We start from the raw sequence: 23,173 nt of genomic DNA, 5'->3' as shown, positions 1-23,173 counted from the left end.
GGAGAGGAAACAGTCAGGCCACGTGGGCGTCTTCATGTTCGGCACGCAGCTGCGCAGCGGCTGCCACCAGGGCCTGCAGTGCGGCCCGGGTTTCCGGCCAGCCGCGGGTTTTCAGGCCGCAGTCCGGGTTCACCCACAACTGCCCGGGTTGCAGCACGGCCAGCGCCTTGCGCAGGAGGTCCACCATCTCGGCCGTGTCCGGTACGCGCGGCGAGTGGATGTCATACACGCCCGGGCCGATCTCGTTGGGATAGTTGAACTTCACGAAGGCATCGAGCAGTTCCATGCGCGAGCGGGAGGTCTCGATCGAGATCACGTCGGCATCCATCGCCGCCACGGAATGGATGATGTCGTTGAACTCGGAGTAGCACATATGGGTGTGGATCTGGGTCGCATCGCGCACGCCGCTGGTACTGATGCGGAACGATTCCACTGCCCAGTCCAGGTAGCTGCGCCACTGCGCCCGGCGCAGCGGCAGGCCTTCGCGAATGGCCGGTTCGTCCACCTGGATCACGCCAATGCCGGCTGCCTCCAGGTCGTGCACTTCATCGCGCAGTGCCAACGCGATCTGCCGGCAGGTGACATCGCGCTCCTGGTCGTCGCGCACGAACGACCACTGCAGCACGGTCACCGGGCCGGTCAGCATGCCCTTCATCGGCTTGCGGGTAAGCGACTGCGCGTAGCTGGACCAGCGCACCGTCATCGGCCGGGGGCGGCTGACATCGCCGAAGATCAATGGTGGCTTCACGCAGCGCGAGCCGTAGCTCTGCACCCAGCCATTGCTGGTGAAGGCAAAGCCTTCCAGCTGCTCGCCGAAGTACTCGACCATGTCATTGCGCTCGAATTCACCGTGCACCAGCACGTCGAGGCCGAGTTCTTCCTGCACGCGCACCGCGTGCGCGGTCTGCTGCTGCAGGAATGCCTCGTACTCGTCCAGGCCGAGCTTGCCGGACCTGTGTTTCGCACGTGCCTCGCGGACCTCCAGTGTCTGCGGGAAGGAGCCAATCGTCGTGGTCGGCAGCAGCGACAGCTGCAGTGCGGCGTGCTGCACTGCACGTCGTTCCGGGTAAGGACTGTGGCGCTGCGCATCGGCCGCAGTCAGTGCATCCAGGCGCGCGGCCACGGCCGGGTCATGCACGCGCGGCGAGCGGCGCCGGCCGTCCAGCGCGGCACGGTTGGCTGCCAGCCCCGTTTCAGCCCCGGCCTTTCCATCCAGTGCATCGGCGAGCAGGCGCAGTTCCTGCAGCTTCTGCCTGGAGAATGCCAGCCAGCCCTTCAGCTCGTCATCAAGCTTCTTCTCCAGCGAAAGGTCCACCGGGGCATGCAGCAGCGAGCATGACGGCGCCAGCCACAGCTTGTCGGCACCCCGGCTCACCTGTGCGAAACGGGCCAGGACAAGCGCGTTGTCCAGGTGCGTGCGCCAGATGTTGCGGCCGTTGACCAGGCCGGCCGAGAGCACGCGCTCCGGGGGCAGGGCCTTCAGCAGCGCATCCAGCTGCTCCGGCGCGCGTACCAGGTCCACGTGCAGGCCCTCCACCGGCAGGCCGGCAGCCAGTGCGAGATTGTCCTCCAGGGCGCCGAAGTAGGTAGCGACCAGCAGCTTCGGGCGCCTGGCCGTGTCCAGCACGGCATAGGCGCGCTCGAAGGCCGCCCGCGCTTCGGCATCAAGGTCCTGCACCAGCACTGGTTCATCCAGCTGCACCCAGTCGGCGCCGGCCTCCTCCAGCTTGCCGAGCAGCTCGGCATAGGCCGGCAGCAGTGCGTCGAGCAGGTCCAGCGCGGCGCTGCCATCCGTGGTCTTGGACAGCAGCAGGAAACTGACCGGGCCCAACAGTACCGGGCGGGTGTGGATGCCCAGCGCCCTGGCCTCGTTGAACTCGGCCAGCGGCTTGCCGCCGCGCAGTGCGAAGGCCTGCCCGGCATGAAGTTCCGGTACCAGGTAGTGGTAGTTGGTGTCGAACCATTTGGTCATCTCCAGCGCGCGCAGGTCGATGCCATCGCGCTGCAGGCCACGGGCGGCGGCGAAGTAGGCGGCCAGCGGATCGCGTGCCGCCAGCGCGCGGTAACGCTCGGGAATGGCATCGAACAGCCAGGCGGTGTCCAGCACCTGGTCGTACAGGCTGAAATCGTTGCTCGGCGGTACATCCACCCCGGCCTCGATCTGCAGCTGCCAGTGCCGGGCGCGCAACCCTGCGGCGGTGGCCAGCAGAGTGGCGGCATCGTCTTCGCCGGCCCAGTGGCGTTCGAGCGCCCGCTTCAGTTCGCGCTTGGCGCCGATGCGGGGAAAGCCCAGGTTGGTAACAGTGGTCATTGCAGCGTGTCCTCATTGCATGTCGGCATTGAGGAACGAAGGAACCGCAGGGCGACGCGTGCCGCTGCCGGCCCACGAACGCCTTGCCAGCGACCTTCGCCCCCGCGGGCGAACCGGATGCCGTGAAAAGGGCGCACGCGGCCATGCGGCCTGCAGGTGCAGGACGGCAGTGGCCCCGGTGCCCTCCCCGCGGAGAGTCCAGGTCGAATCAGGGGACGGACGTGTCCCCCGGCCGGGGCCGGTATTCGGGCTGATGGACACAGGCCGGAAGGCCCACCTACTCCCTGCCGCTTCCCAGGCGAGCGCCCAGTGCTGTTGGCAGGATTCGTTTCCATTCACCGCTGCGGGGCAGCTCCGGAATGGGCACCTGGGGGGCGCCTTCACCGGATTCCCGTTTAAATCCATCCCTTCATCTGCATGAAGCGATGGATACCTTCGGCCCGCACAAGGTAGGCCGAATGCCAGCGGGGGTCAAGGGCCGCGGGTGAAGAATCGAAGCCCGGCATCGTGTGCATCGCCGGAATGTGCCGCCGGTTGCAGTGATGGGCGACCGGGGCTGGCCCTGCCGGTCCTACGCGCTGGCGCGAACGCCGGTGCCACGCTGAGCGTCAAATGCGTGCCGACCTGCCGCATGCTGCGCCAAGCCCGGGCCGTGTTCTCAGTTCATGAGAAGCCTTCCGGCCATACTGAGCTTATAGCGTCAGCGAGTGTCGTCTCTTCCGCATCTGCACAGAGACAGAACGGCGGCGTTGCACCGATCAGCAGCTCATGCGAGGGCAGGACAGTGGCAGACAAATACTGCGATCTGGTCATGAAGGGAGGCATCACCAGCGGCATCGTGTATCCCAATGCGGTACTGGCGCTGGCGCAGCAGTACCGGTTCAAGAACATCGGCGGGACGTCGGCGGGTGCCATTGCTGCGGCGGTGGCCGCGGCCGCAGCCTGCGGCGATCGTCGCCAGCAGGCTGGCGAGCCGCTGCCCGACGGTGCCGGCTATGGCGGGCTGTCGGCGGTGTCGGCGCAGCTGTCGCGGCGGGGCTTCATCTACAGCCTGTTCCAGCCTGCGCGGGGAGCCCACGCGGCTTATCGCCTGCTGGTGGTGTTGACCGGCAAGGCCGGCCTGCCACGCAAGCTGTTGTGCCTGGCTGTTGCGGTGTTCCAGATCGCACCGCTGGAAGTACTGGTGTCGTTGCTGCTGCTGCTGGGCCTGGGCGGGTGGGGAGGCGGCTGGAGTGGCGTGGCTGCCACGTTGCTGCCGTCGCTCTTGTGCGCCTACGGCGCCGGCGTGGCGGGTGCGGCGTTGCGCGTGGCGCGCGTGGCGCGCCGCAACCTGCTGGGCCTGTGCAGCGGCCTCGGCCGCGACGCGCGCAGGCCCGCCCTTACCGAGTGGTTGCACACCTGCCTGCAGCAACTCTCGGGGAAGCCACTGGACGCACCGTTGACCTTCGCCGACCTGCACAATGCGCCGCGTTACGAGGGAGAGCCCCACAGCCCGCACGCGATCAGCCTGCAGATGATCACCACCTGCGTTTCGCACAACGAGCCGCGTACGCTGCCGCTGGGCGGCGCGCAGTTCTGGTTCCTGCGCGAGGAGTTCGAGCAACTGTTCCCCGACTGCGTGGTGCAGTGGCTGGTGCAGCAGGCCGGTCCTCCGCTGGAGGTGGAGGGCCGCCGCTACTACCATCTGCCGCAGGGCCCGAAGCTGCCGGTACTGGTCGCTACGCGCATGAGCCTGAGCTTCCCGCTGCTGATCAGCGCGGTGCCACTGCACGAACCCTCGCGCCGGGAACGCCGCTGGGAGCCCACACCGGCGGTGGCGGAGGCCGACGCCGAACACAACGTGGCCGACAGCATGGAAGGCCTGACCAATGCCGGCCAGTCCTTCGGGCCGGTGATCACGGCCTTCCGCATCTGCTGGTTCTCCGATGGTGGCATCGCCAGCAACTTCCCGATTCACCTGTTCGATGCGGCGCTGCCGCGCTGGCCGACCTTCGCCATCAACCTGGTGTATCCGCAGCACGTCGAGGATGCCGGCGACAGCAGCCGGGGCCGCCAGGCGCTGGAGCAGGCGGTGTTCCTGCCCACCGGGAACCGCCATGGCTGGCAGCGCCATTACCAGTCCATCGCTGCGCCGCTGGCGGCGGGGGAACTGGGCAGGTTCCTGTTCGCGGTGGTGGCCACCATGCAGAACTGGCGCGATCTGCTGCAGGCACGCGCACCGGGCTATCGCGACCGTATCGTGCACGTGAGCCTGCAGGGTGACGAAGGAGGCATGAACCTGGACATGCCGCAGGAGGTGCTGGCCCGCATCGCCGACAAGGGCAGCCTGGCGGGCGCGCGCTTCTGTGCGTTCTCGTTCGAGAACCATTACTGGATCCGCTGGCGCAACCTGGCTTCGGCCTACCAGCGCTACGTGCTGGAAGTGGCGCGTACCGATGACCCGGCGCAGCAGGTGCTGGCGTACCGCGCGGCGTACGCAATGGTCGCCACCGGTGAACCGGCGCCGCCCTCGTACAAATTGAGTTCGGAAGACAAGCGGCTCGCCTCGCAGCAGTTGTGGGGACTGATGGTCGAGCAGGGACGTACCTGGGAAGACCTCGGCCCCGACCTCACCGACGGTGCACCGCGACCGCTGCCGCAGATGAAGGTAACGCCGATCTACTGACCCGGTAGTAGATCCACGCCATGCGTGGATGGGACCCCATCGAAATCGAATATTTCGAACATTCATCGAAGAGCATCCACGCATGACGTGGACCCACCCCGCCATCCCACGGAAAGCCCGCTGTTGCTTTTGAGGTTGCCGGCCAGCGGCCGGCACTACCGCAGGTGCAGGGCGCAGCCCTGCCGAACCCGCCCTACCGCCCCGGCAACTGCGCGAACGCGCGCTGCATGCAGTCCTCGCGCGGGCACACCCGGCAGCCCGGGCCGATCGACACCGAATTGCCCGGGCTCTGCACATCCAGCCCCAGCGAATACACCAGACGTTCGGCATGCTGCAGGTCACAGCCCAGTGCCACCGCGAAGGTCTTGCGCGGCTGGCCATGGCCCACCGGCCCGCTGCTGACCTGCCGCGCCAGCCAGAAATGACGGCGGCCGTCGGGCATGCGTGCGGTCTGGGTAAGGATGCGCCCGGGCTGGTTGAAGGCCTCGTAGACGATCCACAGCGGGCACGATCCACCTACCTGCGAGAAGTGGAAATCGGTTGCCGAATGGCGCTTGGACACATTGCCGGCGCGATCCACGCGGATGAAGAAGAACGGCAGGCCGGGCGCGCTGCGCCGCGCGAGTGTGCTCAGCCGATGGCAGACCGCCTCGAAGCCCACGCCGAACTGGTGCGCCAGCAGCTCGATGTCGTAGCTGCTGGCCTCGGCCGCACGCAGGAAGCGCATGTACGGCATCACCAGGGCGCCAGCGAAATAGTTCGACAGGCCGATGCGGGCCTGTGCGATGCGTGCCTCATCGGTGAAGCCGGCACGTGCCACCACCGCATCGATCTGCGGCAGGTAGCCGTGCAGGGCCAGCTCGGCGGCCATCTGGAATGCCTGCTGGCCTGGCTCCAGGTAGTCCGGCAGCCACAGCCGCCGTGCAGCGGCATCGTACTGGCGCTTTTCGCGCCCAGCCTGCAGCACGGCCACTTCCACCAGCACGCCATGGCGGTCGGCCAGCAACTGGCGCAGCCGCGGCGCCACGTGCCCGGGCGACAGCCCCCACTCGGCGAACAGGCGTTCGGCCAATTCGTCCAGTTCGGGAATGTGGTTGTGCATGCGGTTGAAAAAGTCGCGCACCTGGTCGCCGGCCGGCAGGGTGCTGCCGGCGCCGGGCTCGCCCAGCTGGAATTCCAGCGCGGCGGCATGCTCGCGCAGTGCCAGATGGCGGCGATGCAGGTCCAGCAGTGCGCGGCTGACCTGCGGCAGGTTGCCGGCCAGGGCACGAAGCTCGGTGGCGCTCACCTCGGCCAGGCCCAGGTCGCGCAGGGTCTCGCCCAGCGCCTCCTGCAGGGCAGCGGGCTCATCCTCGTCGAACAGCGAGGAAACATCGCCCAATACCTCGCCCAGCTTCTTCTGCACGGCCGGGGTGAGCGGGCGCTTGTTGCGCTCGATCTGGTTCAGGTAGCTGGCCGACAGCCCCAGCGCCCGTGCCAGCTCCACCTGGCTGTACCCGCGCTGCTCGCGCAGCCGCAGCAGGCGCAGCCCAAGTTGCCGCTGGGTGGATGAATAATTCACAGAATTAACATGAATCGTCTGGCGTGTTGGCCAGATTAAGCGGATTCAGCCCGGAAAGCGAGGTGGATGCTGTGAATAATGCCAAGCATCTTTCGCACCCTGTGGGATTGTCGTCATGACTGTTGCAGCGCCCCGTATCCGCATGCTGATCGATGGCCAGTTCGTTGAATCGGCTACCTCCCACTGGCAGGACGTGATCAATCCGGCCACCCAGGACGTGCTGGCCCAGGTGCCGTTCGCCACCGCCAGCGAAGTGGACGCTGCCGTCGCTGCCGCCAAGGAAGCCTTCAAGACCTGGCGCAAGACCCCGATCGGCACCCGCGCGCGCATTTTCCTGAAGTACCAGCAGCTGATCCGCGAGCACATGAGCGAGCTGGCCCACATCCTCACCGCCGAACAGGGCAAGACCCTGCCGGACGCTGAAGGCGATGTGTTCCGCGGCCTGGAAGTGGTCGAGCACGCCGCCGCCATCGGCAACCTGCAGCTGGGCGAGCTGGCCAACAACGTGGCCAATGGCGTGGACACCTACACCATCATGCAGCCGCTGGGCGTGTGCGCTGGCATCACCCCGTTCAACTTCCCGGCGATGATCCCGCTGTGGATGTTCCCGATGGCGATTGCCACCGGCAACACCTTCATCCTCAAGCCGTCCGAACAGGACCCGATGGTCACCATGCGCCTGGTTGAACTGGCGCTGGAAGCCGGCATTCCCAAGGGCGTGCTGAACGTCGTCCACGGTGGTGAGGAGGTGGTCAACGCGATCTGCGACCACCCGGACATCAAGGCCGTGTCGTTCGTTGGTTCCACCCGCGTCGGCACCCACGTCTACAACCGCGCCTCGCTGGCCGGCAAGCGCGTGCAGTGCATGATGGGCGCCAAGAACCACGCCGTGGTGCTGCCGGACGCCAACAAGGAACAGACGCTCAACGCGATGGTCGGTGCTGCCTTCGGCGCTGCGGGCCAGCGCTGCATGGCCGCCTCCACGCTGGTGCTGGTCGGCGAAGCACGTAACTGGGTGCAGGATCTGGTCGAAAAGGCCAGGACCCTGAAGGTCAGCGCCGGCACCGTGTCCGGCACCGACGTCGGCCCGGTCATTTCCTGCAGCGCCCGCGAGCGCGTGGAAGGGCTGATCGCCTCGGGCGTGGAGCAGGGCGCCCAGCTGGTGCTGGACGGACGCAAGCCGCAGGTGGATGGCTTCGAGAAGGGCAACTTCGTCGGCCCGACCATCTTTGCCGGTGTCACCACCGACATGCGCATCTACCAGGAAGAAATCTTCGGGCCGGTGCTGGTCATCCTTGAGGCGGAAACCCTGGAAGACGCCATCGCGCTGGTCAACAGCAATCCCAACGGCAACGGCACCGCGCTGTTCACCCAGTCCGGCGCCGCCGCGCGCAAGTTCCAGGAAGACATCGATGTCGGCCAGGTCGGCATCAACGTGCCGATCCCGGTGCCGGTGCCGCTGTTCTCCTTCACTGGTTCGCGTGCGTCCAAGCTGGGCGACCTGGGTCCGTACGGCAAGCAGGTGGTGCTGTTCTACACCCAGACCAAGACGGTCACCGCGCGCTGGTTCGATGACGAGACGCTGAGCCACGGCGTCAACACCACGATCAGCCTGAAGTAACGGCAGGAGCCACCATGAGCCACTCGATGACGACGGAACTGGAAGAAGCACAGCAGGCGTACCGCGAGGCGGCGCGCGACTTCGCACTGGCCGAACTGGCGCCGCACGCCGCGCGGTGGGATGCGGAGGGCATCTTCCCGCGCGAGGCGATCGCCAAGGCCGGTGAACTGGGCTTCTGCGGCCTGTACATGGACCCGGAAGTGGGCGGCAGCGGCCTGAGCCGGCTGGACGCCGCCGTCGTCATCGAGGAGCTCGCCAACGTCGATCCGTCGACCGCGGCGTACATCAGCATCCACAACATGGCCTCGTGGATGGTGTCCCAGTGGGGCCAACCGTCGCTGCGCGATGCGTGGGGCAATGACCTCGCCGCTGGCCTCAAGCTGGCTTCGTACTGCCTGACCGAGCCGGGCGCAGGGTCCGATGCGGCCTCGCTGAAGACCACCGCCGTGCGCGACGGTGACCACTTCGTGCTGAACGGCTCGAAGGCCTTCATTTCCGGTGCCGGTGCCACCGAGCTGCTGGTGGTCATGGCGCGTACCGGCGGAGCCGGCGCAGGGGGTGTCAGCGCGATCGCAGTGCCGTCGGACCTGCCGGGCATCAGCTTCGGCCGCAAGGAAGAGAAGATGGGCTGGAACAGCCAGCCCACCCGTGGCATCACCTTCGAGAACGTCCGCGTGCCGGTCAGCCACCTGCTGGGAGAGGAAGGCGGCGGCTTCAAGCTGGCGATGAAGGGGCTCGACGGTGGCCGCATCAACATCGCCGCCTGCTCGCTGGGTGCCGCGCAGGGTGCGCTGGATGCCGCGCGCCGCTACATGGGCGAGCGCCGCCAGTTCGGCAAGGCACTGGCCGAGTTCCAGGCGCTGCAGTTCAAGCTGGCCGACATGGTCACCCAGCTGGTGGCCGCCCGGCAGATGGTGCACACCGCCGCACGCAAGCTCGATGCCGGTGCCAGCGATGCCAACGTGTGGTGCGCGATGGCCAAGCGTTTCGCCACGGATGCGGGCTTCAACATCTGCAATGAAGCGCTGCAGATCCATGGCGGCTACGGCTACATCCGCGAATACCCGATCGAGCGCCTGCTGCGCGACTGCCGCGTGCACCAGATCCTGGAAGGCACCAACGAGATCATGCGGGTGATCGTTGCCCGTCACCTGCTCAACACCGAAGAGGAACTGCGATGAAGGATTGGCGTACCCAGGAGCACGTGGGCCTGAAGGTCGAGGCCGATGGCCACACCGCCGTGGTCACCCTGCACAACCCGCCGGCGCATACCTGGACCGTGCACAGCCTGTCGGCGCTGCGCGACGTGGTCGGCGCGCTCAACGCAGATCGCGACATCTACGCGCTGGTGATCACCGGTGACGGCGAGAAGTTCTTCTCCGCGGGTGCAGACCTCAACCAGTTCGCCTCCGGCGACAAGGCCGCCGCACGCGAGGCCGCGCGCCGCTTCGGTGAAGCCTTCGAGGCGCTGTCCGGTTTCCGCGGCGTGTCGATTGCCGCGATCAACGGATACGCCATGGGCGGTGGCCTGGAATGCGCGCTGGCCTGTGACCTGCGCATCATTGAAGACCACGCCCAGGTCGCACTGCCGGAAGCCACCGTCGGCCTGCTGCCGTGCGCCGGTGGCACCCAGAACCTGCCGCGCCTGGTCGGCGAAGGCTGGGCCAAGCGCATGATCCTGCTGGGCGAGCGCATCAATGCCGAGACCGCACTGCGCATTGGCCTGGTCGAAGAAAAGGTCGGCAAGGGCGAAGCCAAGGCGCTGGCCCTCGAGTGGGCAAAGAAGGCCGGCAGGCAGAGCCCGACCAGCATCGCCGCCTGCAAGACCCTGGTGCAGGCCACCCGCACCGGCACCCACGCCTCGGCGCTGGTGGCCGAGCGCGAAGCCTTCGTCGACCTGTTCGACACCGCCGACCAGGTCGAGGGCGTGACCGCCTTCCTGGAAAAGCGCGCTGCACAGTGGAAGAACGCATGAGTACCGACACCGCTGCCGATGACGCACCGGTGCTGTTCGAAGAGCGCGCGGCCGGCAACGGCACGCGCATCGGCATCGCCACGCTCAATGCGCCGCGCACGCTCAACGGCTTCTCGCTGCCGATGGCGCACCTGCTGCTTAAGCAGTTGAACGCTTGGGCCGACGACGACGGCATCGCCATGGTCGTGCTGCAGGGCGCCGGTGAAAAGGCGTTCTGCGCCGGCGGCGACCTGCACAGCCTGTACAGGAGCATGGCTGCCTTCCGCGAGGCTGGCCGCAGCGATATCCGCGAAAACGGCTACGCGGCCGAGTTCTTCGACGTCGAGTACCGCGTCGATTACCTGATCCACACCTACGCCAAGCCGATCCTGTGCTGGGGTCATGGCATCGTGATGGGCGGCGGCATCGGCCTGATGTCCGGCGCCAGCCACCGCGTGGTCAGCGAGCGCTCCAAGCTGGCGTTCCCGGAAATCACCGTCGGCCTGTTCCCGGATGTGGGTGGAAGCTGGCTGCTGCCGCGCGTACCCGGCAAGGGTGGCCTGTTCCTGGCCCTGACCGGCGCACTGCTCAACCCGGGCGATGCCATCTACGCCGGCCTGGCCGATGTACATGTGCCCGAAGATCGCCGCAGTGCGGTGTTCGATGCGCTGCTGCAGGTGGCCTGGTCCGGCGACGCCGCACACAACCACGAGCGCCTGACCCATCTGCTGCAGTCGCACGCCAGTGACGCTGCTACCGGCCCACTGCTGGCCAACGCCGCGCAGGTCGACGCGCTGTGCGAAGGCGATGACCTGCCGGCCATCGTCTCGCGCATTGCCGGCCTGCAGACCGATGACGCCTGGCTGCAGGCCGCACAGAAGACCCTCGCCGCCGGTGCACCCGGCTCGGCACGGCTGGCCTTCGAACTGCAGCGCCGCAGCGCCGGCCAGGATCTGGCCAGCGTCTACCGCCTCGAGTACATCACCGCCCTGCATTGCGCCGCCCATGGCGATTTCGCCGAGGGCATCCGTGCGCTGCTGATCGACAAGGACCGCAACCCTTCATGGAACCCGGCCACGCTGGCCGAAGCCACCGGCGCGTGGGCCGACACCTTCTTCGCTTCCCCCTGGGCCGAAGCCGCGCATCCGCTGGCCGACCTGGGAACCCCGCTTGCTGAAAGGAGCCTCGCATGACCCGCATTGCATTCATCGGTTTGGGCAACATGGGTGGCCCGATGGCCGCCAATCTGGTCAAGAACGGCCACAGCGTGCGCGTGTTCGATCTGGTGCCGGCTGCGGTGCAGGCTGCCGTCGACGCCGGTGCCAGCGCAGCGTCGTCGGCGCGTGACACCCTGGCCGATGCGGAGGTGGTGATCTCGATGCTGCCGGCCAGCCGCCACGTCGAAGGCCTGTACCTCGGCGAAGACGGCATCCTCGCCGCGATTCCGGCCGGCGCACTGGTCATCGACTGCAGCACGATCGCGCCGGCCAGCGCCCGCAAGGTCTCCGAAGCCGCGGCTGCACGCGGCCTGCAGATGATCGACGCGCCGGTGTCCGGCGGAACCGCGGGGGCCCAGGCCGGCACCCTGACCTTCATCGTCGGCGGCGAAGAGGACGCGCTGGAACGCGCACGCCCGGTGCTGCAGGCGATGGGCAAGAACATTTTCCACGTCGGTGCCAGCGGTGCCGGCCAGGTTGCCAAGCTGTGCAACAACATGGCACTGGGCGTGATCATGGCGGTGACCGGCGAAGCCATCGCACTGGGTGTGGCGCACGGGCTGGACCCGAAGGTGCTGTCGCAGATGATGGCGGTCAGCACTGGCCGCAGCTGGGCCACCGAAGTGTGCAACCCGTGGCCGGGCGTGCTGGAAAATGCCCCGGCCTCGCGTGGCTACAGCGGTGGCTTCGGCAGCGACCTGATGCTGAAGGACATGGGCCTGGCGGTGGAAGCGGCAATGGGTGTCGGTGCTTCGATTCCACTGGGTGAACTGGCCCGCAACCTGTACTCGATGAACCACCAGGCCGGCCGCGGCAAGCTGGATTTCTCCAGCGTCGTGCAGCTGATTACCAGCGAAAAATAAGGCTTGGATATGTAGAGCCGAGCCCGTGCTCGGCTGCTTTTCCGCCGGATGTTCCAGCACCGGACGGATCAGCCGAGCATGGGCTCGGCGCTACAGAAGCGAATGCGTCCCCGGCCACGTGCCGGGGCCCACCCGAGGTGGGATGGGCGGATGCCCGGTTTCGACCGGCATCCGCCCATTTTTTTGGGGTCGGGTCCCTTTCGCATCGCGAAAGGGATCCGACCCGACCGCGTCAGGCGACGACCAGCGTCACGTCGATGTTGCCGCGGGTGGCGTTCGAGTACGGGCATACGACGTGTGCCTTCTGCACCAGCTCTTCCACCTGCTCGCGCGGCACGCCCGGCACATTGATGGTCAGTTCGGCTTCGATGCCGAAGCCGGTCGGGATCTGGCCGATGCCGACCTTGCCGGTCACCGTGGTATCGGCCGGCAGCGCGACCTTGGCCTGGCTGGCGACGAACTTCAGCGCGCCCAGGAAGCAGGCCGAGTAGCCGGCCGCGAACAGCTGTTCCGGGTTGGTGCCCGGGCCGCCGGCGCCGCCCAGCTCGCGCGGGGTCGACAGCTGGATGTCCAGCACGTTGTCGGAGGAAACGGAACGGCCTTCACGGCCGCCAGTGGAGGTGGCCTGGGCGGTATACAGAACCTTTTCAATGGACATCGGGATTCTCCTGGTCGGTGGGTGGGTGCTGCGTTGGAGCGTACTTTGCCCGGTTCTCGCGTACGCCGGGTTGCAAAGCGTACGAAAAACTTGATCCATCGTCCTGCTTGCCTAGATCGTCCACTCGCGATCGGTGGTGAACACGATCGTCAGCCAGCGGTCCGGCGAGGCCTCGCCCAGCGCATCGCCGATCTCATCGCGCAGCCGGTCCCATTCCACCAGTGGCCGCGGTGGATCGTTCTCCGGCACCACGAAGAACAACTCGATCTGCTCGCCCCGCCCCACCTGCGCCACATAGCTGCGGTGCTCGACAAAGCCATGCCGGGTGACGATGTCGCGTGCCACGGTGTCCACGTGCGCCTGCAGTTCCGGCGGGGTGACCAGCAGGATGCCAGCCAGCGCGCGGCGTACGGTGCCAAGCGGGGCGATCACCACCAGCACGCAGACGAAGGCCAGGATGGCCGGGTCGATGTAGGGCCCGACCCAGGCCAGCGGGGTGCCGCGCACCAGCGCGCCACCGAGGAAGGCAACCAGGTAGCAGGCCGACATGCTGGCGGCGATCACCCAGTTCTTCGCGTCCAGCGCGATGAACTCCGAACCGATGCGGCGGTTCGCGCGCAGGATGAACCCGGCCAGCACGCCTTCGCCGATGATCGACAGCCCGGCGAACGCAATGGCCGGACCGAGCGCGATGTGGCGGCCACCGGACAGCAGCGCATCCACCGCATTGACCAGCGCATACAGTGCCGCGCCGATCATCAGGGTACCGCTGACTCCCAGCACGATCGGTTCCAGGTGCCAGAAGCCCATGGTGAACCGCTGGTTGAGCCGCGACTGCAGCGCGTCGGTGCTGGTGGACAGCCTGATCAGCCGCGCGACCAGCAGCGACAACCAGGTCATCACCACGTCGATCAGGCCGTAGATGCCATCGAAGATGATCAGCGAGGAATTGGCCAGCAGGCCGAATATCACCGCCGCCGCAGCCAGCAGCAGCGAAGCAGCGATCGACAGGCGCAGCACGCCCTGTTCGGTGGTGGGGTCGAAGAAGCGGGGGCGGTCGGTAGCCATGCCGCGATTGTAGAGTGGAGCCATGCTCCGCTGCCGTTGCGGACTGTCGACGCTGTCCCTGGGTAGCGCTGTGCCGTAGACTGCGTCCCTCCCGCGTACCGACCCCCGCCTGCAGTGATCACGCCACCCTGACCCTTGCCGCACATCGGCGCCGGCCCGCCCGGCTCAGGAACCCGTGTCTTTCCACTGCAGCGCCATGCGGCCACGCCCGCCTGCGCGCGGAGTTTTCCCATGCAAACGTCCTACCCCCTGCGCCAGCAATGGCTCGGCAACATCCGTGGCGACCTGCTGTCCGGCCTCGTCGTCGCCCTGGCCCTGATTCCCGAGGCCATCGCCTTCTCGCTCATCGCCGGCGTCGACCCCAAGGTCGGCCTGTATGCCGCGTTCTCCATTGCCGTCATCACCGCCATCGCTGGCGGTCGCCCCGGCATGATCTCCGCTGCCACCGGTGCAATGGCGCTGGTGATGGTCGACCTGGTCAAGGACCATGGCCTCCAGTACCTGTTCGCCGCCAGCATCCTGGCCGGCCTGCTGCAGGTGCTCGCGGGCGTGTTCAAGCTCGGCTCGCTGATGCGCTTCGTTTCTCGCTCAGTCATCACCGGCTTCGTCAACGCGCTGGCGATCCTGATCTTCCTGGCGCAGATGCCCGAGCTGATGGGTCGCGGCCCGACTGTGTACGTGCTGTGCGCCGCCGCGCTGGCGATCATCTACCTGCTGCCGCGCCTCACCCGTGCCGTGCCATCACCGCTGGTGGCCATCGTCGTACTCACTGCCGTGGTGATCGGCTTTGGTGTGGACGTGCGCAGCGTGGGTGACATGGGCCAGTTGCCCGACAGCCTGCCGCATTTCCTGCTGCCCGACGTGCCGGCCACCTGGGAGACGCTGCGTATCCTGCTGCCGGTGTCGGCCACACTGGCCGTAGTCGGCCTGCTCGAATCGATGATGACCCTGCAGATCGTCGAGGACATCACCGAGACGCCCAGCGAGCGCAACCGCGAATGCGTCGGCCAGGGCGTGGCGAACACGGTCACCGGTTTCCTCGGCGGCATGGCCGGTTGCGCGATGATCGGCCAGTCGGTGATCAACGTGACCTCCGGTGGCCGCGGCCGCCTGTCCTGCCTGGTGGCCGGCGTGCTGCTGCTGTTGCTGGTGGTGTACGGCAGCGACCTGGTGCGGCAGATCCCGATGGCTGCGCTGGTGGCGGTGATGATGATGGTCAGCATTGGCACTTTCAGTTGGCGCTCGCTGCGCGACCTGCGCACGCATCCGCGCAGCTCGTCTGCGGTGATGCTGCTGACCGTGGTGGTCACCGTGGCCACCCACGATCTGGCCAAGGGCGTGCTCAGCGGTGTGCTGCTGTCGGCCCTGTTCTTCGCGCGCAAGGTTGGCCTCATGCTGGATGTGCAGCGCGACGATGCGGGTGACACGCAGGTCTACCGCGTGCGTGGGCAGGTGTTCTTTGCTTCAGCCGGCCAGCTGGGCGCGGCGTTTGATTACCAGCACGTGGCGCCAAAGGTGCAGATTGACCTGCGCGATGCCCACCTGTGGGATCTGACTGCCGTGGCCGCGCTGGAGCGGGCGCAGGAAAAGCTGGCCGCACACGGTGCGCAGGTGACGGTGGTGGGGCTCAATGCGGCCAGCCAGACGTTGATCGAGCAGGTGGGTGGCACACCTGGGGGGCATTGATTGCGTAGGGTATGCTGGTAGCGCCGGGCCATGCCCGGCGGGCGCAGCGGCAGCGATCAGGCGGTGCCAGCGGGTTGCTTGTCGGCTTGCACGATGAGGTGCACCCCGAGCGCTGACAGTACCCGCTGCACGGTGTCGAAGCGCGGGTGTGCTCCGGGACGCAGCGCCTTGTACAGGCTCTCGCGTCCAAGACCGGAGACCTCGGCAACGCCGCCCATGCCGCGCGCGCGCGCCACTGTTCCGAGTGCCTCCTGGAAGTGGCCGGCATCACCTGCTGCCAAGGCCTCGCTCAGATAGGTGGCGATTGCGACGTCATCATCCAGATAGTCTGCGGGATCGAAGGGAATCGTCTTCAGCTTGCTCATGGGGAGAGTCCTGGGAACGGCATGGAATCAAATGGCGGCTACAGCAACTCCGCAAGCGAGACCGCGGGCGACGCGCTGCAGGCGTTCCACGATCACTGCTCGGGCGCCGCTGTCGTTGAGCCCGCGCAGCCAGCGCGTGAACGTCTCTGTTGCCTGGAGGGTTGCCATCCATGAATCGTATCCAAAAGGATACACCGTTCAATTGGCATCTGCGTCAATGCGTGGCGTACTGCGCTGGACCAGCCGGTCGTATCCATGGAGAACGCGAACCCCAAGCTCCCCGAGGGCAGGAGGCGTCCGCCGCCGCCGCCCAGCCCGCCCCGGCCGCCGGCCGGAAACGGGCCCGGGCGGCTGACCGGGCGCATTCAGCCGGGCGGTGTAAACTATTGATCTCACTGGCAATGCCAGTCTCCACGATCAACGCCCCGATGACGTCCGCCACCGCCCGTTACGCCGATTCCCTGCGCCTGTCCGTTGCGCCCATGATGGATTGGACCGATCGCCATTGCCGGGTCTTCCATCGCGTGCTCGCCCCAGGTGCGCGGCTATACACCGAGATGGTGCATGCCAACGCGGTCATCCACGGTGATCGCGAGCGCCTGCTCGGCTTCGATCGCAGTGAACAGCCGCTGGCGTTGCAGCTGGGCGGTAGCGATCCGGCACTGCTGGCGCAGGCGGCGCGCATTGCGGCCGAATGGGGCTACGACGAGGTCAACCTCAACTGCGGTTGTCCGTCCGACCGCGTGCAGGCCGGGCGTTTTGGCGCCTGCCTGATGCGCGAGCCGGCGCTGGTGGCTGAGTGCGTGGCGGCGATGGCCGGTGCGGTCGACATCCCGGTGACGGTGAAGTGCCGGCTGGGCGTCGACGAAGACAACGATTACGACGTGTTCGCTGCCTTCGTCGACCGCCAGGTCGCGGCCGGCGCGGCGATGGTGGTGGTGCACGCGCGCAATGCGTGGCTGAAGGGCCTGTCGCCGAAGGAGAACCGCGAGGTTCCGCCGCTGAAGTACGACTGGGCCTATCGCCTGAAGCAGGAGCGGCCGACGCTGCCGGTGGTCCTCAACGGCGGCCTGGCCAGTGTCGAGGCGGTGCAGGCCCAGGCTGGGCAGGTCGATGGCGTGATGCTGGGCCGCGCGGCATACCACGATCCCTACCTGCTGCATCAGCTGGAGTCGCTGCACACCGGAACCCCCCTGCGGGCCCGTGGCGACCTGCTGCGCGCGCTGCGGCCTTACGTGGAAGCACGGCTGGCCGAAGGCCTGGCACTGAAGCACATCACCCGCCACCTGCTCGGCCTGTTCCACGGCCAGCCCGGTGGCCGCGCATTCCGCCAGGTGTTGAGCGAAGGCGCACACCGCCCGGGCGCGGATTGGCGCTTGGTCGAGCAGGCGCTGGCCACTACCGAGCGCGACGCCGATCGCGTCGTTGTGTGATTTTCATCACATTCCTGACTTGACAAGGCAGGGCTGGTTGGTCCCGAATGTTCACTTAGATGAACAATACTGCGCAGCAACCGGAAAAGTTCAGACCGGATTCACTGCCTCAAACCAAGAATTTGCAAAGGAATTGTAAAGACCGGGTCGCGTACCCCGGTTCCCGGATTTACGACTTTTGAACGAATCGCCGTGCTCGGCTAGGATCGCATCGATGTCTTCCGTTCCCCTCCATTGCCGCATTGCCCTGGCCACCTGCGTGGTGATGGCGGTGGCTGTGCCGCTGTCGCCGGCGCTGGCGCTGGCGCAACAGCCGTTGCGCGGTGAGCACGGACGGGCGGAGATGATGGGCCGGGGCGAGCGCGGTGGCCGCGGCGACGAGCGCTCGCTGTCCGATGCAGTACGCCGCGTGCAACGCACCACCGGCGGCCACATCCTCGGCGCCGAGCGCGTACCGTTCGATGGTCGTGACATCAACCGGGTGAAGTACATGGACGACCGGGGCCGGGTCCGCTACATGGATGACCCCGCGCCGTCACGTTCACAGCCGCGCACGCCGCGGTCGGATATGTCATCACTACGCGGCGATAACCCCTGAACAGGGATAGTTGCCGCTATCAACCCGCACCCACTGGCCTCCGGGCCACACCCAGGACACTAGGGAGAGTTCATGCGTATCCTTCTGGTCGAAGACGAAGCCCCGCTGCGTGAGACCCTGGCAGCCCGGCTCAAGCGCGAAGGCTTTGCCGTCGATGCTGCGCAGGACGGCGAGGAAGGCCTTTACATGGGGCGCGAAGTGCCGTTCGACGTCGGCATCATCGACCTCGGCCTGCCCAAGATGTCGGGCATGGAGCTGATCAAGGCCCTGCGTGACGAAGGCAAGAAGTTCCCGGTGCTGATCCTGACCGCGCGTTCGAGCTGGCAGGACAAGGTCGAAGGCCTGAAGCAGGGCGCCGATGATTACCTGGTCAAGCCGTTCCACGTCGAAGAACTGCTGGCGCGCGTCAACGCGCTGCTGCGCCGCGCCGCTGGCTGGAGCAAGCCGACCCTGGAGTGCGGCCCGGTCGCGCTGGACCTCGCTGCACAGACCGTCAGCGTGTCCGGCAGCAACGTCGACCTGACCAGCTACGAGTACAAGGTGCTGGAGTACCTGATGATGCACGCCGGTGAACTGGTCTCCAAGGCCGACCTCACCGAGCACATCTACCAGCAGGACTTCGATCGCGACTCGAACGTGCTGGAGGTCTTCATCGGCCGCCTGCGCAAGAAGCTGGACCCGGATGGCGAACTGAAGCCGATCGAGACCGTGCGTGGTCGCGGCTACCGTTTCGCGATCCCGCGCAACGAGGGCTGAGCCGGCTCACCCTGGCGATTACACGATGTCCGGCCGTCTGTGGTTCTTCCGACGCTGGCGGCCGCGCTCCCTGCAGGCGCGCCAGACGTTCGCCGCGTCCGTGGGCCTGGTCGCGTTCCTGGCGCTTGCCGGCTACGCGCTGGATGCCGCCTTCGCCGATACCGCGAAGGCGAACCTGCGCGAACGCCTGAAGAACTATGCCACCGCCTACGCGGCCGGCATCGACTTCACCCGCGACCGCTCGCTGTACATCCGCGAGCAGCCGCCGGATTCGCGCTTCGATGTGCCGGGCAGCGGCCTGTACCTGCAGGTGGTGATGCCGCACGGCAAGGGCAATTCAATGTCCGCCGAAGGCCCGATGCTGCCCACCGTGGGGGGCGGCCTGCTCGCGCCGCGCCAGGAGGTGTTCGAAGGCCCGCTGCCGATGATCCAGATCGACGGCAGCCAGGGCTCGGTGTACCGCTATGGCCTGGGCCTGGTGTGGGACGCCGACGCCGACCCTGCCACCGAATTCCCGTACACCATCTACGTGATGGAAGACTCGCGCGCGCTGGGCGCGCAGCTGCGCGTATTCCGCAGCCGGGTCTGGTTCTACCTGGGCGGCATCGGCCTGATCCTGTTGCTGCTGCAGACGGTCATCCTGCAGTGGAGCCTGCGGCCGCTGCGCCGCGTGATCGCCGAGCTGACCAAGGTGCAGCGCGGTGAGACCGAGCGCATGAGCGAGCGCCACCCGCGCGAGCTGGAACCACTGACCGACAGCATCAACGCCTTCATTGAAAGCGAGCGCGAGAATCTCGAGCGCCAGCGCAACACCCTGGCCGACCTGGCGCACAGCCTGAAGACGCCGATCGCGGTGCTGCGCACGCAGATGGACAGCGGTGCCGGCGATGGCGCGCTGCGCGAGGAACTGGACGTGCAGCTGCAGCGCATGAACAACCTGGTCTCGTACCAGCTGGCGCGCGCTGCGTCGTCAGGCCACAAGCTGTTCTCCGCGCCGTTGCCGATCGAATCCAACGCCGAGGAAATCGTGCGCGGCCTGGAAAAGGTCTATGCCTCGAAGGGCGTGCTGTGCGAGTTCGACATCGACCCGGCCGCGCGCTTCCATGGCGAGCCCGGCGACCTGCAGGAACTGCTTGGCAACCTGCTGGAAAATGCCTTCAAGTGGGCCAGTCGCCGCGTGCTGCTGACCGCGCAGCCCTTGCCGGCGCCGAACGCGCGCCGTGCCGGCCTGCTGCTGGCCGTGGACGACGATGGCCCGGGCATCGCACCCGACGACATCGGCAAGGTGCTGCAGCGCGGCGTGCGCGGCGACGAGCGCGTGCAGGGGCACGGCATCGGCCTGTCGATCGTGCAGGACCTGATCAAGGATTACCGCGGCGAGCTGGCCGTGGGCCGGTCCAGTGAACTGGGCGGTGCCCGCTTCGAAGTGCGCCTGCCGCCGGGGCCGTAGGCGTTGTGTAGAGTCGAGCCATGCTCGACTGCTCCGCGAAAAGCAGCCGAGCATGGTTCGGCTCTACAGAAGCCCGGGTAATGAATCAGCCGGCCATCGCCGGCGGCTCGCCATAGAACCGCCGCAGCTGCGCGGCCACCTCCGGCAACGCCTGCAGCAGCAGGTCCGGCGCCGAGAAGTGGTACTCGCTGGCCACTGCGAAGAACTCTTCCGGCGCCTCGGCCGCATACGGATCGATCAGCGTCTCTTCGCCCGCGTCCACCTGTGCACAGAACGCATCGTAGGCGCGCTGGAAAACGCCCGCCCATTCGCGCTGCCACGCACGCGGCAACGGTGGCGTACCGTCCATCGCGCCATCCAGCGCGTCCAGCTTGTGCACCATTTCGTGCACCGCCACGCAGTAGCCCTCGTGCGGCGCCGCCAGGTCGGCCTGCACGTCGGCCCAGGACAGGATCAACGGTCCACTGTCCCACGACTCGCCGATCAGTTCGTCATCCCATTCGTGCAGCACGCCCGCTGCGTCCAGGTGGCTGCGATGCACGCGGAATGCGTCGGGGTAGACGATCAGCTGCGACCAGCCTTCCAGCCCGACCTCGCCAAACTCCAGCAGCGGCAGGCAGCACAGCGCGGCCAGCAGCACGCCATCGGCGGGCTGCAACTGCAGTTCGCCGATCGGGGTGATGGTCTTCTCGTGCAGGAAGCGCGTGGCCAGCCCACGCAGCCGCGAACGGCGTTCGTCGCCCAGGCCGTGGAGCCAGGCCGCGCGGCGGCAGGCTGCATCCCACAGCACATCATCGACCGGCTGCGGCGTGGGCCGCAGCCACTGCAGCAACGACTTGATCAGCGGAACATTCCCGGCAGGTAGCTGTGCCACTTCGGCGCACGGATGCGCTGCAGCACGTCGTCGTCGCTGCCGCCTCCCCCGGTACTGGTGGCGCCGCTGGCTGCGGGGCGTACCGGTGCCGGCCTGGCCGCCGCGGCCGGCGCCGTGGCGGTCGGTACGCGCTGCGATGCGGCGTCGACAGTGGACGACACGCATGCTCCGCGGCTGTCGTCCAGCGCTGCCGTTGCAGACGCCGCGAAGGGCATCGTCAGCAGGATCAGGCAATGGGCATAGCGGCGCATTGACGACATCCACGTTAAGGGGAGGTGAGTCCCCGATTCTAGCCCGAACCTGCCGCCCTGTTGGAAGCCCCCTGCGCCGGCCCATGGCGGGCGCCGCTGGCGGCTTTCCCGCATAATTCCGTACTGACTTCGTGGAAGCTGCCGTGGACGATCGCCAACTGCTGGCCAAACTCGCTGCCGGTCGCCTGTCCGGTGATGCCCTGGCTCGCGAGCTGGGCCAGACCCGGGCGGCCATTTGGAAGCGTATTCAAGGGCTTAGGGCCGCCGGCGTGGGCATCGAGGGACGTGCCGGCGAGGGCTATGGCCTGACTCGCCCGGTGACGCTGCTGGATCCGGCAACGATCAAGGCTGGCCTGCCCGCCGGCACCCAAGCCCTGCTGCACGACCTGCAGGTGGCGTGGACGGTGGATTCGACCAATGCCGAATTGCTGCGCTGCAACGCCCCCCAGCGCGGGGTCAGCGTCCTGCTGGCCGAACGCCAGACCGGTGGACGCGGCCGCCGGGGCCGAACCTGGGCCTCGCCACTGGCCGCGCACGTCTACCTGTCGGTCCTGCGCCTGTTCTCCGGTGGCCTCGGCCGGCTGGCGGGGCTGAGCCTGGTGGCCGGCGTCGCCGTCGCCGAAGCGCTTCATGATCTGGGCTACACCCAGGTGCAGTTGAAGTGGCCGAATGATGTCCTGGTCGACGGCCGCAAGCTGGTCGGCCTGCTCGCAGAAGGGGGAGGCGAATACGCCGGCCCGGCACGTGCAGTGATCGGAATCGGCATCAACACGCACATGCCACCCTCGTTCGGCGAACAGATCACCCAGCCGTGGGTGGACCTGGAGACGCTGGCGGGCCATCCGGTGGACCGCAACGGAGTGGTCGCCGCCGTGCTGGCGCGCCTGTTGCCGGCGCTGGAGGCATTCGACCGCGAAGGCCTGGCCCCGTTCCTGCCGCGCTACGCTGCCTTCGACATGCTGGCTGGCCGCGAAGTACGGGTGGAGCTGGCTGGGCAATGGCAGCACGGCACCGCGCTGGGGCTGGCCGATGACGGCGCGTTGCGCGTGCGCATCGATGGCCGCGAGCGCCTGCTGCACGCCGGCGAAGTCAGCGTGAGGGCGGCATGAGCGACTGGTTGTTCGACCTGGGCAACTCGCGTTTCAAGTTCGCGCCGTTGCAGGGTGACCGCGCGGGCGACGTGCAGGCCTGGGCGCACGGTGCCGAGGGCATGGCCGGGCAGCCACCGCACAGCCTACCCAGCGGTACCACCGCGTTCGTGGCCAGCGTGGCAGCGCCATCGCTGACCCGTGCCATGCTGGATCAGCTGCAGCGCCGTTTCGAGCACGTGCATGTGGTGCGCACCAGTGCTGAATGCGCCGGCGTGCGCATTGCCTATGCCAGGCCCGAGAAGTTCGGCGTGGACCGCTTCCTCGCGCTGCTGGCGGCTGCCAAGGCGCAGCGCCCGGTGCTGGTGGTGGGCGTGGGTACCGCATTGACCCTTGATCTGCTGGACGCGGCGGGCCAGCATCACGGTGGCCGTATCTCCGCATCACCCACCACCATGCGCGAAGCGCTGCACGCGCGCGCGGCCCAGTTGCCGGCCACCGGTGGCGACTACAGTGAATTCGCCAACGACACGGCCGATGCGTTGGCGTCGGGTTGCGACGGTGCTGCGGTGGCGCTGATCGAACGCAGCGCGGAGCAGGCGCATGCCTTGCTGGGCGTCGCGCCGTCATTGCTGGTGCATGGCGGCGGCGCACCTGCGCTGATGCCGTTGCTGCCCACCGCCGACTACCACCCGTCGCTGGTGCTGGATGGCCTCGCCCGCTGGGCGGTGCACCCGCCCGCAGGCTAGTATCC

At 67.4% G+C, this 23,173-nt stretch carries 20 protein-coding genes and 1 riboswitch; of the genes, 13 read left to right on the top strand and 7 right to left on the bottom strand.

Translation table 11 applies throughout. From position 1 onward, the window contains the following. Nucleotides 1–13: 13 nt before the first annotated feature. A complete protein-coding gene (gene metE, locus A9K58_RS13115; protein WP_065199739.1) occupies nucleotides 14–2,311 on the bottom strand; it encodes a 5-methyltetrahydropteroyltriglutamate--homocysteine S-methyltransferase in 2,298 nt (765 codons plus the stop codon). Between the two features lie 219 nt (nucleotides 2,312–2,530). Further along, nucleotides 2,531–2,764, bottom strand: a riboswitch (cobalamin riboswitch). 358 nt (nucleotides 2,765–3,122) lie between these two features. Here metE and A9K58_RS13110 point away from each other — a divergent pair. Then, on the top strand, nucleotides 3,123–4,976 hold the full coding sequence (locus A9K58_RS13110; protein WP_065199738.1) for a patatin-like phospholipase family protein: 1,854 nt from the start codon (nucleotides 3,123–3,125) through the stop codon (nucleotides 4,974–4,976). Nucleotides 4,977–5,169: 193 nt separating this feature from the next. On the opposite strand, the gene A9K58_RS13105 is transcribed toward A9K58_RS13110, so the two are convergent. After that, nucleotides 5,170–6,537 carry a helix-turn-helix domain-containing protein gene (locus A9K58_RS13105; RefSeq protein WP_065199737.1) on the bottom strand — a complete coding sequence of 456 codons (1,368 nt, stop codon included), beginning with the start codon at nucleotides 6,535–6,537 and terminating at the stop codon, nucleotides 5,170–5,172. 115 nt (nucleotides 6,538–6,652) lie between these two features. Between A9K58_RS13105 and A9K58_RS13100 the strand changes: the two genes are divergently transcribed. The 5 genes from A9K58_RS13100 to mmsB are packed head-to-tail and all read left to right on the top strand — an operon-like array spanning nucleotide 6,653 to nucleotide 12,192. After that, on the top strand, nucleotides 6,653–8,158 hold the full coding sequence (locus A9K58_RS13100) for a CoA-acylating methylmalonate-semialdehyde dehydrogenase (protein ID WP_065199736.1): 1,506 nt from the start codon (nucleotides 6,653–6,655) through the stop codon (nucleotides 8,156–8,158). 26 nt (nucleotides 8,159–8,184) lie between these two features. Further along, on the top strand, nucleotides 8,185–9,339 hold the full coding sequence (locus A9K58_RS13095) for an acyl-CoA dehydrogenase family protein (RefSeq protein WP_475282634.1): 1,155 nt from the start codon (nucleotides 8,185–8,187) through the stop codon (nucleotides 9,337–9,339). Then, a complete protein-coding gene (locus A9K58_RS13090) occupies nucleotides 9,336–10,133 on the top strand; it encodes an enoyl-CoA hydratase (protein WP_065199734.1) in 798 nt (265 codons plus the stop codon). Before A9K58_RS13095 ends, A9K58_RS13090 begins: the two co-directional genes overlap by 4 nt. Next, nucleotides 10,130–11,305: an enoyl-CoA hydratase/isomerase family protein gene (locus A9K58_RS13085; protein ID WP_065199733.1), complete on the top strand. Its 1,176-nt coding sequence runs from the start codon at nucleotides 10,130–10,132 to the stop codon at nucleotides 11,303–11,305. Before A9K58_RS13090 ends, A9K58_RS13085 begins: the two co-directional genes overlap by 4 nt. After that, nucleotides 11,302–12,192 (top strand): 3-hydroxyisobutyrate dehydrogenase, encoded by an 891-nt coding sequence (gene mmsB / locus A9K58_RS13080; RefSeq protein ID WP_065199732.1) that lies wholly within the window; start codon nucleotides 11,302–11,304, stop codon nucleotides 12,190–12,192. The genes A9K58_RS13085 and mmsB overlap by 4 nt, the downstream gene beginning before the upstream one ends. 232 nt (nucleotides 12,193–12,424) lie before the next feature. Here mmsB and A9K58_RS13075 read toward each other — a convergent pair whose 3' ends face one another. Together A9K58_RS13075 and A9K58_RS13070 are read right to left on the bottom strand one after the other, a co-directional pair. Then, complete coding sequence (locus tag A9K58_RS13075; RefSeq protein ID WP_065199731.1) at nucleotides 12,425–12,850, bottom strand: organic hydroperoxide resistance protein; 426 nt, start codon at nucleotides 12,848–12,850, stop codon at nucleotides 12,425–12,427. Between the two features lie 111 nt (nucleotides 12,851–12,961). Next, the gene (locus A9K58_RS13070) at nucleotides 12,962–13,942 is read right to left on the bottom strand and encodes a cation diffusion facilitator family transporter (RefSeq protein ID WP_065199730.1); all 981 of its coding nucleotides are present in this window, start codon (nucleotides 13,940–13,942) and stop codon (nucleotides 12,962–12,964) included. Between the two features lie 207 nt (nucleotides 13,943–14,149). Between A9K58_RS13070 and A9K58_RS13065 the strand changes: the two genes are divergently transcribed. After that, nucleotides 14,150–15,604, top strand: coding sequence for a SulP family inorganic anion transporter (locus tag A9K58_RS13065; protein WP_065199729.1), 1,455 nt, complete (start codon nucleotides 14,150–14,152; stop codon nucleotides 15,602–15,604). A 56-nt stretch (nucleotides 15,605–15,660) separates the two neighbouring features. Here the strand turns inward: A9K58_RS13065 and A9K58_RS13060 are convergent, their stop codons facing one another. Then, a complete protein-coding gene (locus A9K58_RS13060; protein WP_004136660.1) occupies nucleotides 15,661–15,969 on the bottom strand; it encodes an addiction module antidote protein in 309 nt (102 codons plus the stop codon). Nucleotides 15,970–16,370: 401 nt separating this feature from the next. On the opposite strand from A9K58_RS13060, the gene dusA reads away from it, so the two are divergent. The 4 genes from dusA to A9K58_RS13040 all read left to right on the top strand — a co-directional run bounded on the left by dusA (nucleotide 16,371) and on the right by A9K58_RS13040 (nucleotide 20,206). Further along, nucleotides 16,371–17,402, top strand: coding sequence for a tRNA dihydrouridine(20/20a) synthase DusA (dusA, locus tag A9K58_RS13055; protein ID WP_065199728.1), 1,032 nt, complete (start codon nucleotides 16,371–16,373; stop codon nucleotides 17,400–17,402). Nucleotides 17,403–17,616: 214 nt separating this feature from the next. Then, nucleotides 17,617–18,000 carry a hypothetical protein gene (locus tag A9K58_RS13050; protein WP_065199727.1) on the top strand — a complete coding sequence of 128 codons (384 nt, stop codon included), beginning with the start codon at nucleotides 17,617–17,619 and terminating at the stop codon, nucleotides 17,998–18,000. A 72-nt stretch (nucleotides 18,001–18,072) separates the two neighbouring features. Then, the gene (locus A9K58_RS13045) at nucleotides 18,073–18,756 is read left to right on the top strand and encodes a response regulator transcription factor (protein WP_053520384.1); all 684 of its coding nucleotides are present in this window, start codon (nucleotides 18,073–18,075) and stop codon (nucleotides 18,754–18,756) included. Nucleotides 18,757–18,781: 25 nt separating this feature from the next. After that, nucleotides 18,782–20,206: an ATP-binding protein gene (locus tag A9K58_RS13040; RefSeq protein ID WP_065199726.1), complete on the top strand. Its 1,425-nt coding sequence runs from the start codon at nucleotides 18,782–18,784 to the stop codon at nucleotides 20,204–20,206. Between the two features lie 85 nt (nucleotides 20,207–20,291). Here A9K58_RS13040 and A9K58_RS13035 read toward each other — a convergent pair whose 3' ends face one another. After that, on the bottom strand, nucleotides 20,292–21,080 hold the full coding sequence (locus A9K58_RS13035) for a M90 family metallopeptidase (protein ID WP_196769196.1): 789 nt from the start codon (nucleotides 21,078–21,080) through the stop codon (nucleotides 20,292–20,294). Continuing rightward, a complete protein-coding gene (locus A9K58_RS13030; protein WP_065199724.1) occupies nucleotides 21,047–21,331 on the bottom strand; it encodes a hypothetical protein in 285 nt (94 codons plus the stop codon). The genes A9K58_RS13035 and A9K58_RS13030 overlap by 34 nt, the downstream gene beginning before the upstream one ends. Before the next feature lie 143 nt (nucleotides 21,332–21,474). On the opposite strand from A9K58_RS13030, the gene birA reads away from it, so the two are divergent. After that, nucleotides 21,475–22,440, top strand: coding sequence for a bifunctional biotin--[acetyl-CoA-carboxylase] ligase/biotin operon repressor BirA (gene birA, locus A9K58_RS13025; RefSeq protein ID WP_065199723.1), 966 nt, complete (start codon nucleotides 21,475–21,477; stop codon nucleotides 22,438–22,440). After that, nucleotides 22,437–23,168: a type III pantothenate kinase gene (locus A9K58_RS13020; protein ID WP_065199722.1), complete on the top strand. Its 732-nt coding sequence runs from the start codon at nucleotides 22,437–22,439 to the stop codon at nucleotides 23,166–23,168. The genes birA and A9K58_RS13020 overlap by 4 nt, the downstream gene beginning before the upstream one ends. Nucleotides 23,169–23,173: the final 5 nt, after the last annotated feature.

The sequence above is a fragment of the Stenotrophomonas maltophilia genome, assembly GCF_001676385.1.
Classification (GTDB): Bacteria; Pseudomonadota; Gammaproteobacteria; order Xanthomonadales; family Xanthomonadaceae; genus Stenotrophomonas; species Stenotrophomonas maltophilia_J.
Note: the sequence above shows the minus strand (reverse complement) of the source record. Positions and strands in the feature narration are given on the sequence as shown.

What these genes read in the sequence shown, in the direction of transcription:
- A9K58_RS13075 (WP_065199731.1), bottom strand. Translation starts at nt 12,850, where the DNA reads ATGTCCATTGAAAAGGTTCTGTATACCGCCCAGGCCACCTCCACTGGC.
- A9K58_RS13020 (WP_065199722.1), top strand. Translation starts at nt 22,437, where the DNA reads ATGAGCGACTGGTTGTTCGACCTGGGCAACTCGCGTTTCAAGTTCGCG.
- mmsB (WP_065199732.1), top strand. Translation starts at nt 11,302, where the DNA reads ATGACCCGCATTGCATTCATCGGTTTGGGCAACATGGGTGGCCCGATG.
- A9K58_RS13045 (WP_053520384.1), top strand. Translation starts at nt 18,073, where the DNA reads ATGCGTATCCTTCTGGTCGAAGACGAAGCCCCGCTGCGTGAGACCCTG.
- A9K58_RS13070 (WP_065199730.1), bottom strand. Translation starts at nt 13,942, where the DNA reads ATGGCTCCACTCTACAATCGCGGCATGGCTACCGACCGCCCCCGCTTC.
- A9K58_RS13030 (WP_065199724.1), bottom strand. Translation starts at nt 21,331, where the DNA reads ATGCGCCGCTATGCCCATTGCCTGATCCTGCTGACGATGCCCTTCGCG.
- A9K58_RS13040 (WP_065199726.1), top strand. Translation starts at nt 18,782, where the DNA reads ATGTCCGGCCGTCTGTGGTTCTTCCGACGCTGGCGGCCGCGCTCCCTG.
- A9K58_RS13050 (WP_065199727.1), top strand. Translation starts at nt 17,617, where the DNA reads ATGTCTTCCGTTCCCCTCCATTGCCGCATTGCCCTGGCCACCTGCGTG.
- A9K58_RS13065 (WP_065199729.1), top strand. Translation starts at nt 14,150, where the DNA reads ATGCAAACGTCCTACCCCCTGCGCCAGCAATGGCTCGGCAACATCCGT.
- A9K58_RS13095 (WP_475282634.1), top strand. Translation starts at nt 8,185, where the DNA reads ATGACGACGGAACTGGAAGAAGCACAGCAGGCGTACCGCGAGGCGGCG.
- A9K58_RS13110 (WP_065199738.1), top strand. Translation starts at nt 3,123, where the DNA reads ATGAAGGGAGGCATCACCAGCGGCATCGTGTATCCCAATGCGGTACTG.
- A9K58_RS13090 (WP_065199734.1), top strand. Translation starts at nt 9,336, where the DNA reads ATGAAGGATTGGCGTACCCAGGAGCACGTGGGCCTGAAGGTCGAGGCC.
- dusA (WP_065199728.1), top strand. Translation starts at nt 16,371, where the DNA reads ATGCCAGTCTCCACGATCAACGCCCCGATGACGTCCGCCACCGCCCGT.
- metE (WP_065199739.1), bottom strand. Translation starts at nt 2,311, where the DNA reads ATGACCACTGTTACCAACCTGGGCTTTCCCCGCATCGGCGCCAAGCGC.
- A9K58_RS13100 (WP_065199736.1), top strand. Translation starts at nt 6,653, where the DNA reads ATGACTGTTGCAGCGCCCCGTATCCGCATGCTGATCGATGGCCAGTTC.
- A9K58_RS13085 (WP_065199733.1), top strand. Translation starts at nt 10,130, where the DNA reads ATGAGTACCGACACCGCTGCCGATGACGCACCGGTGCTGTTCGAAGAG.
- A9K58_RS13060 (WP_004136660.1), bottom strand. Translation starts at nt 15,969, where the DNA reads ATGAGCAAGCTGAAGACGATTCCCTTCGATCCCGCAGACTATCTGGAT.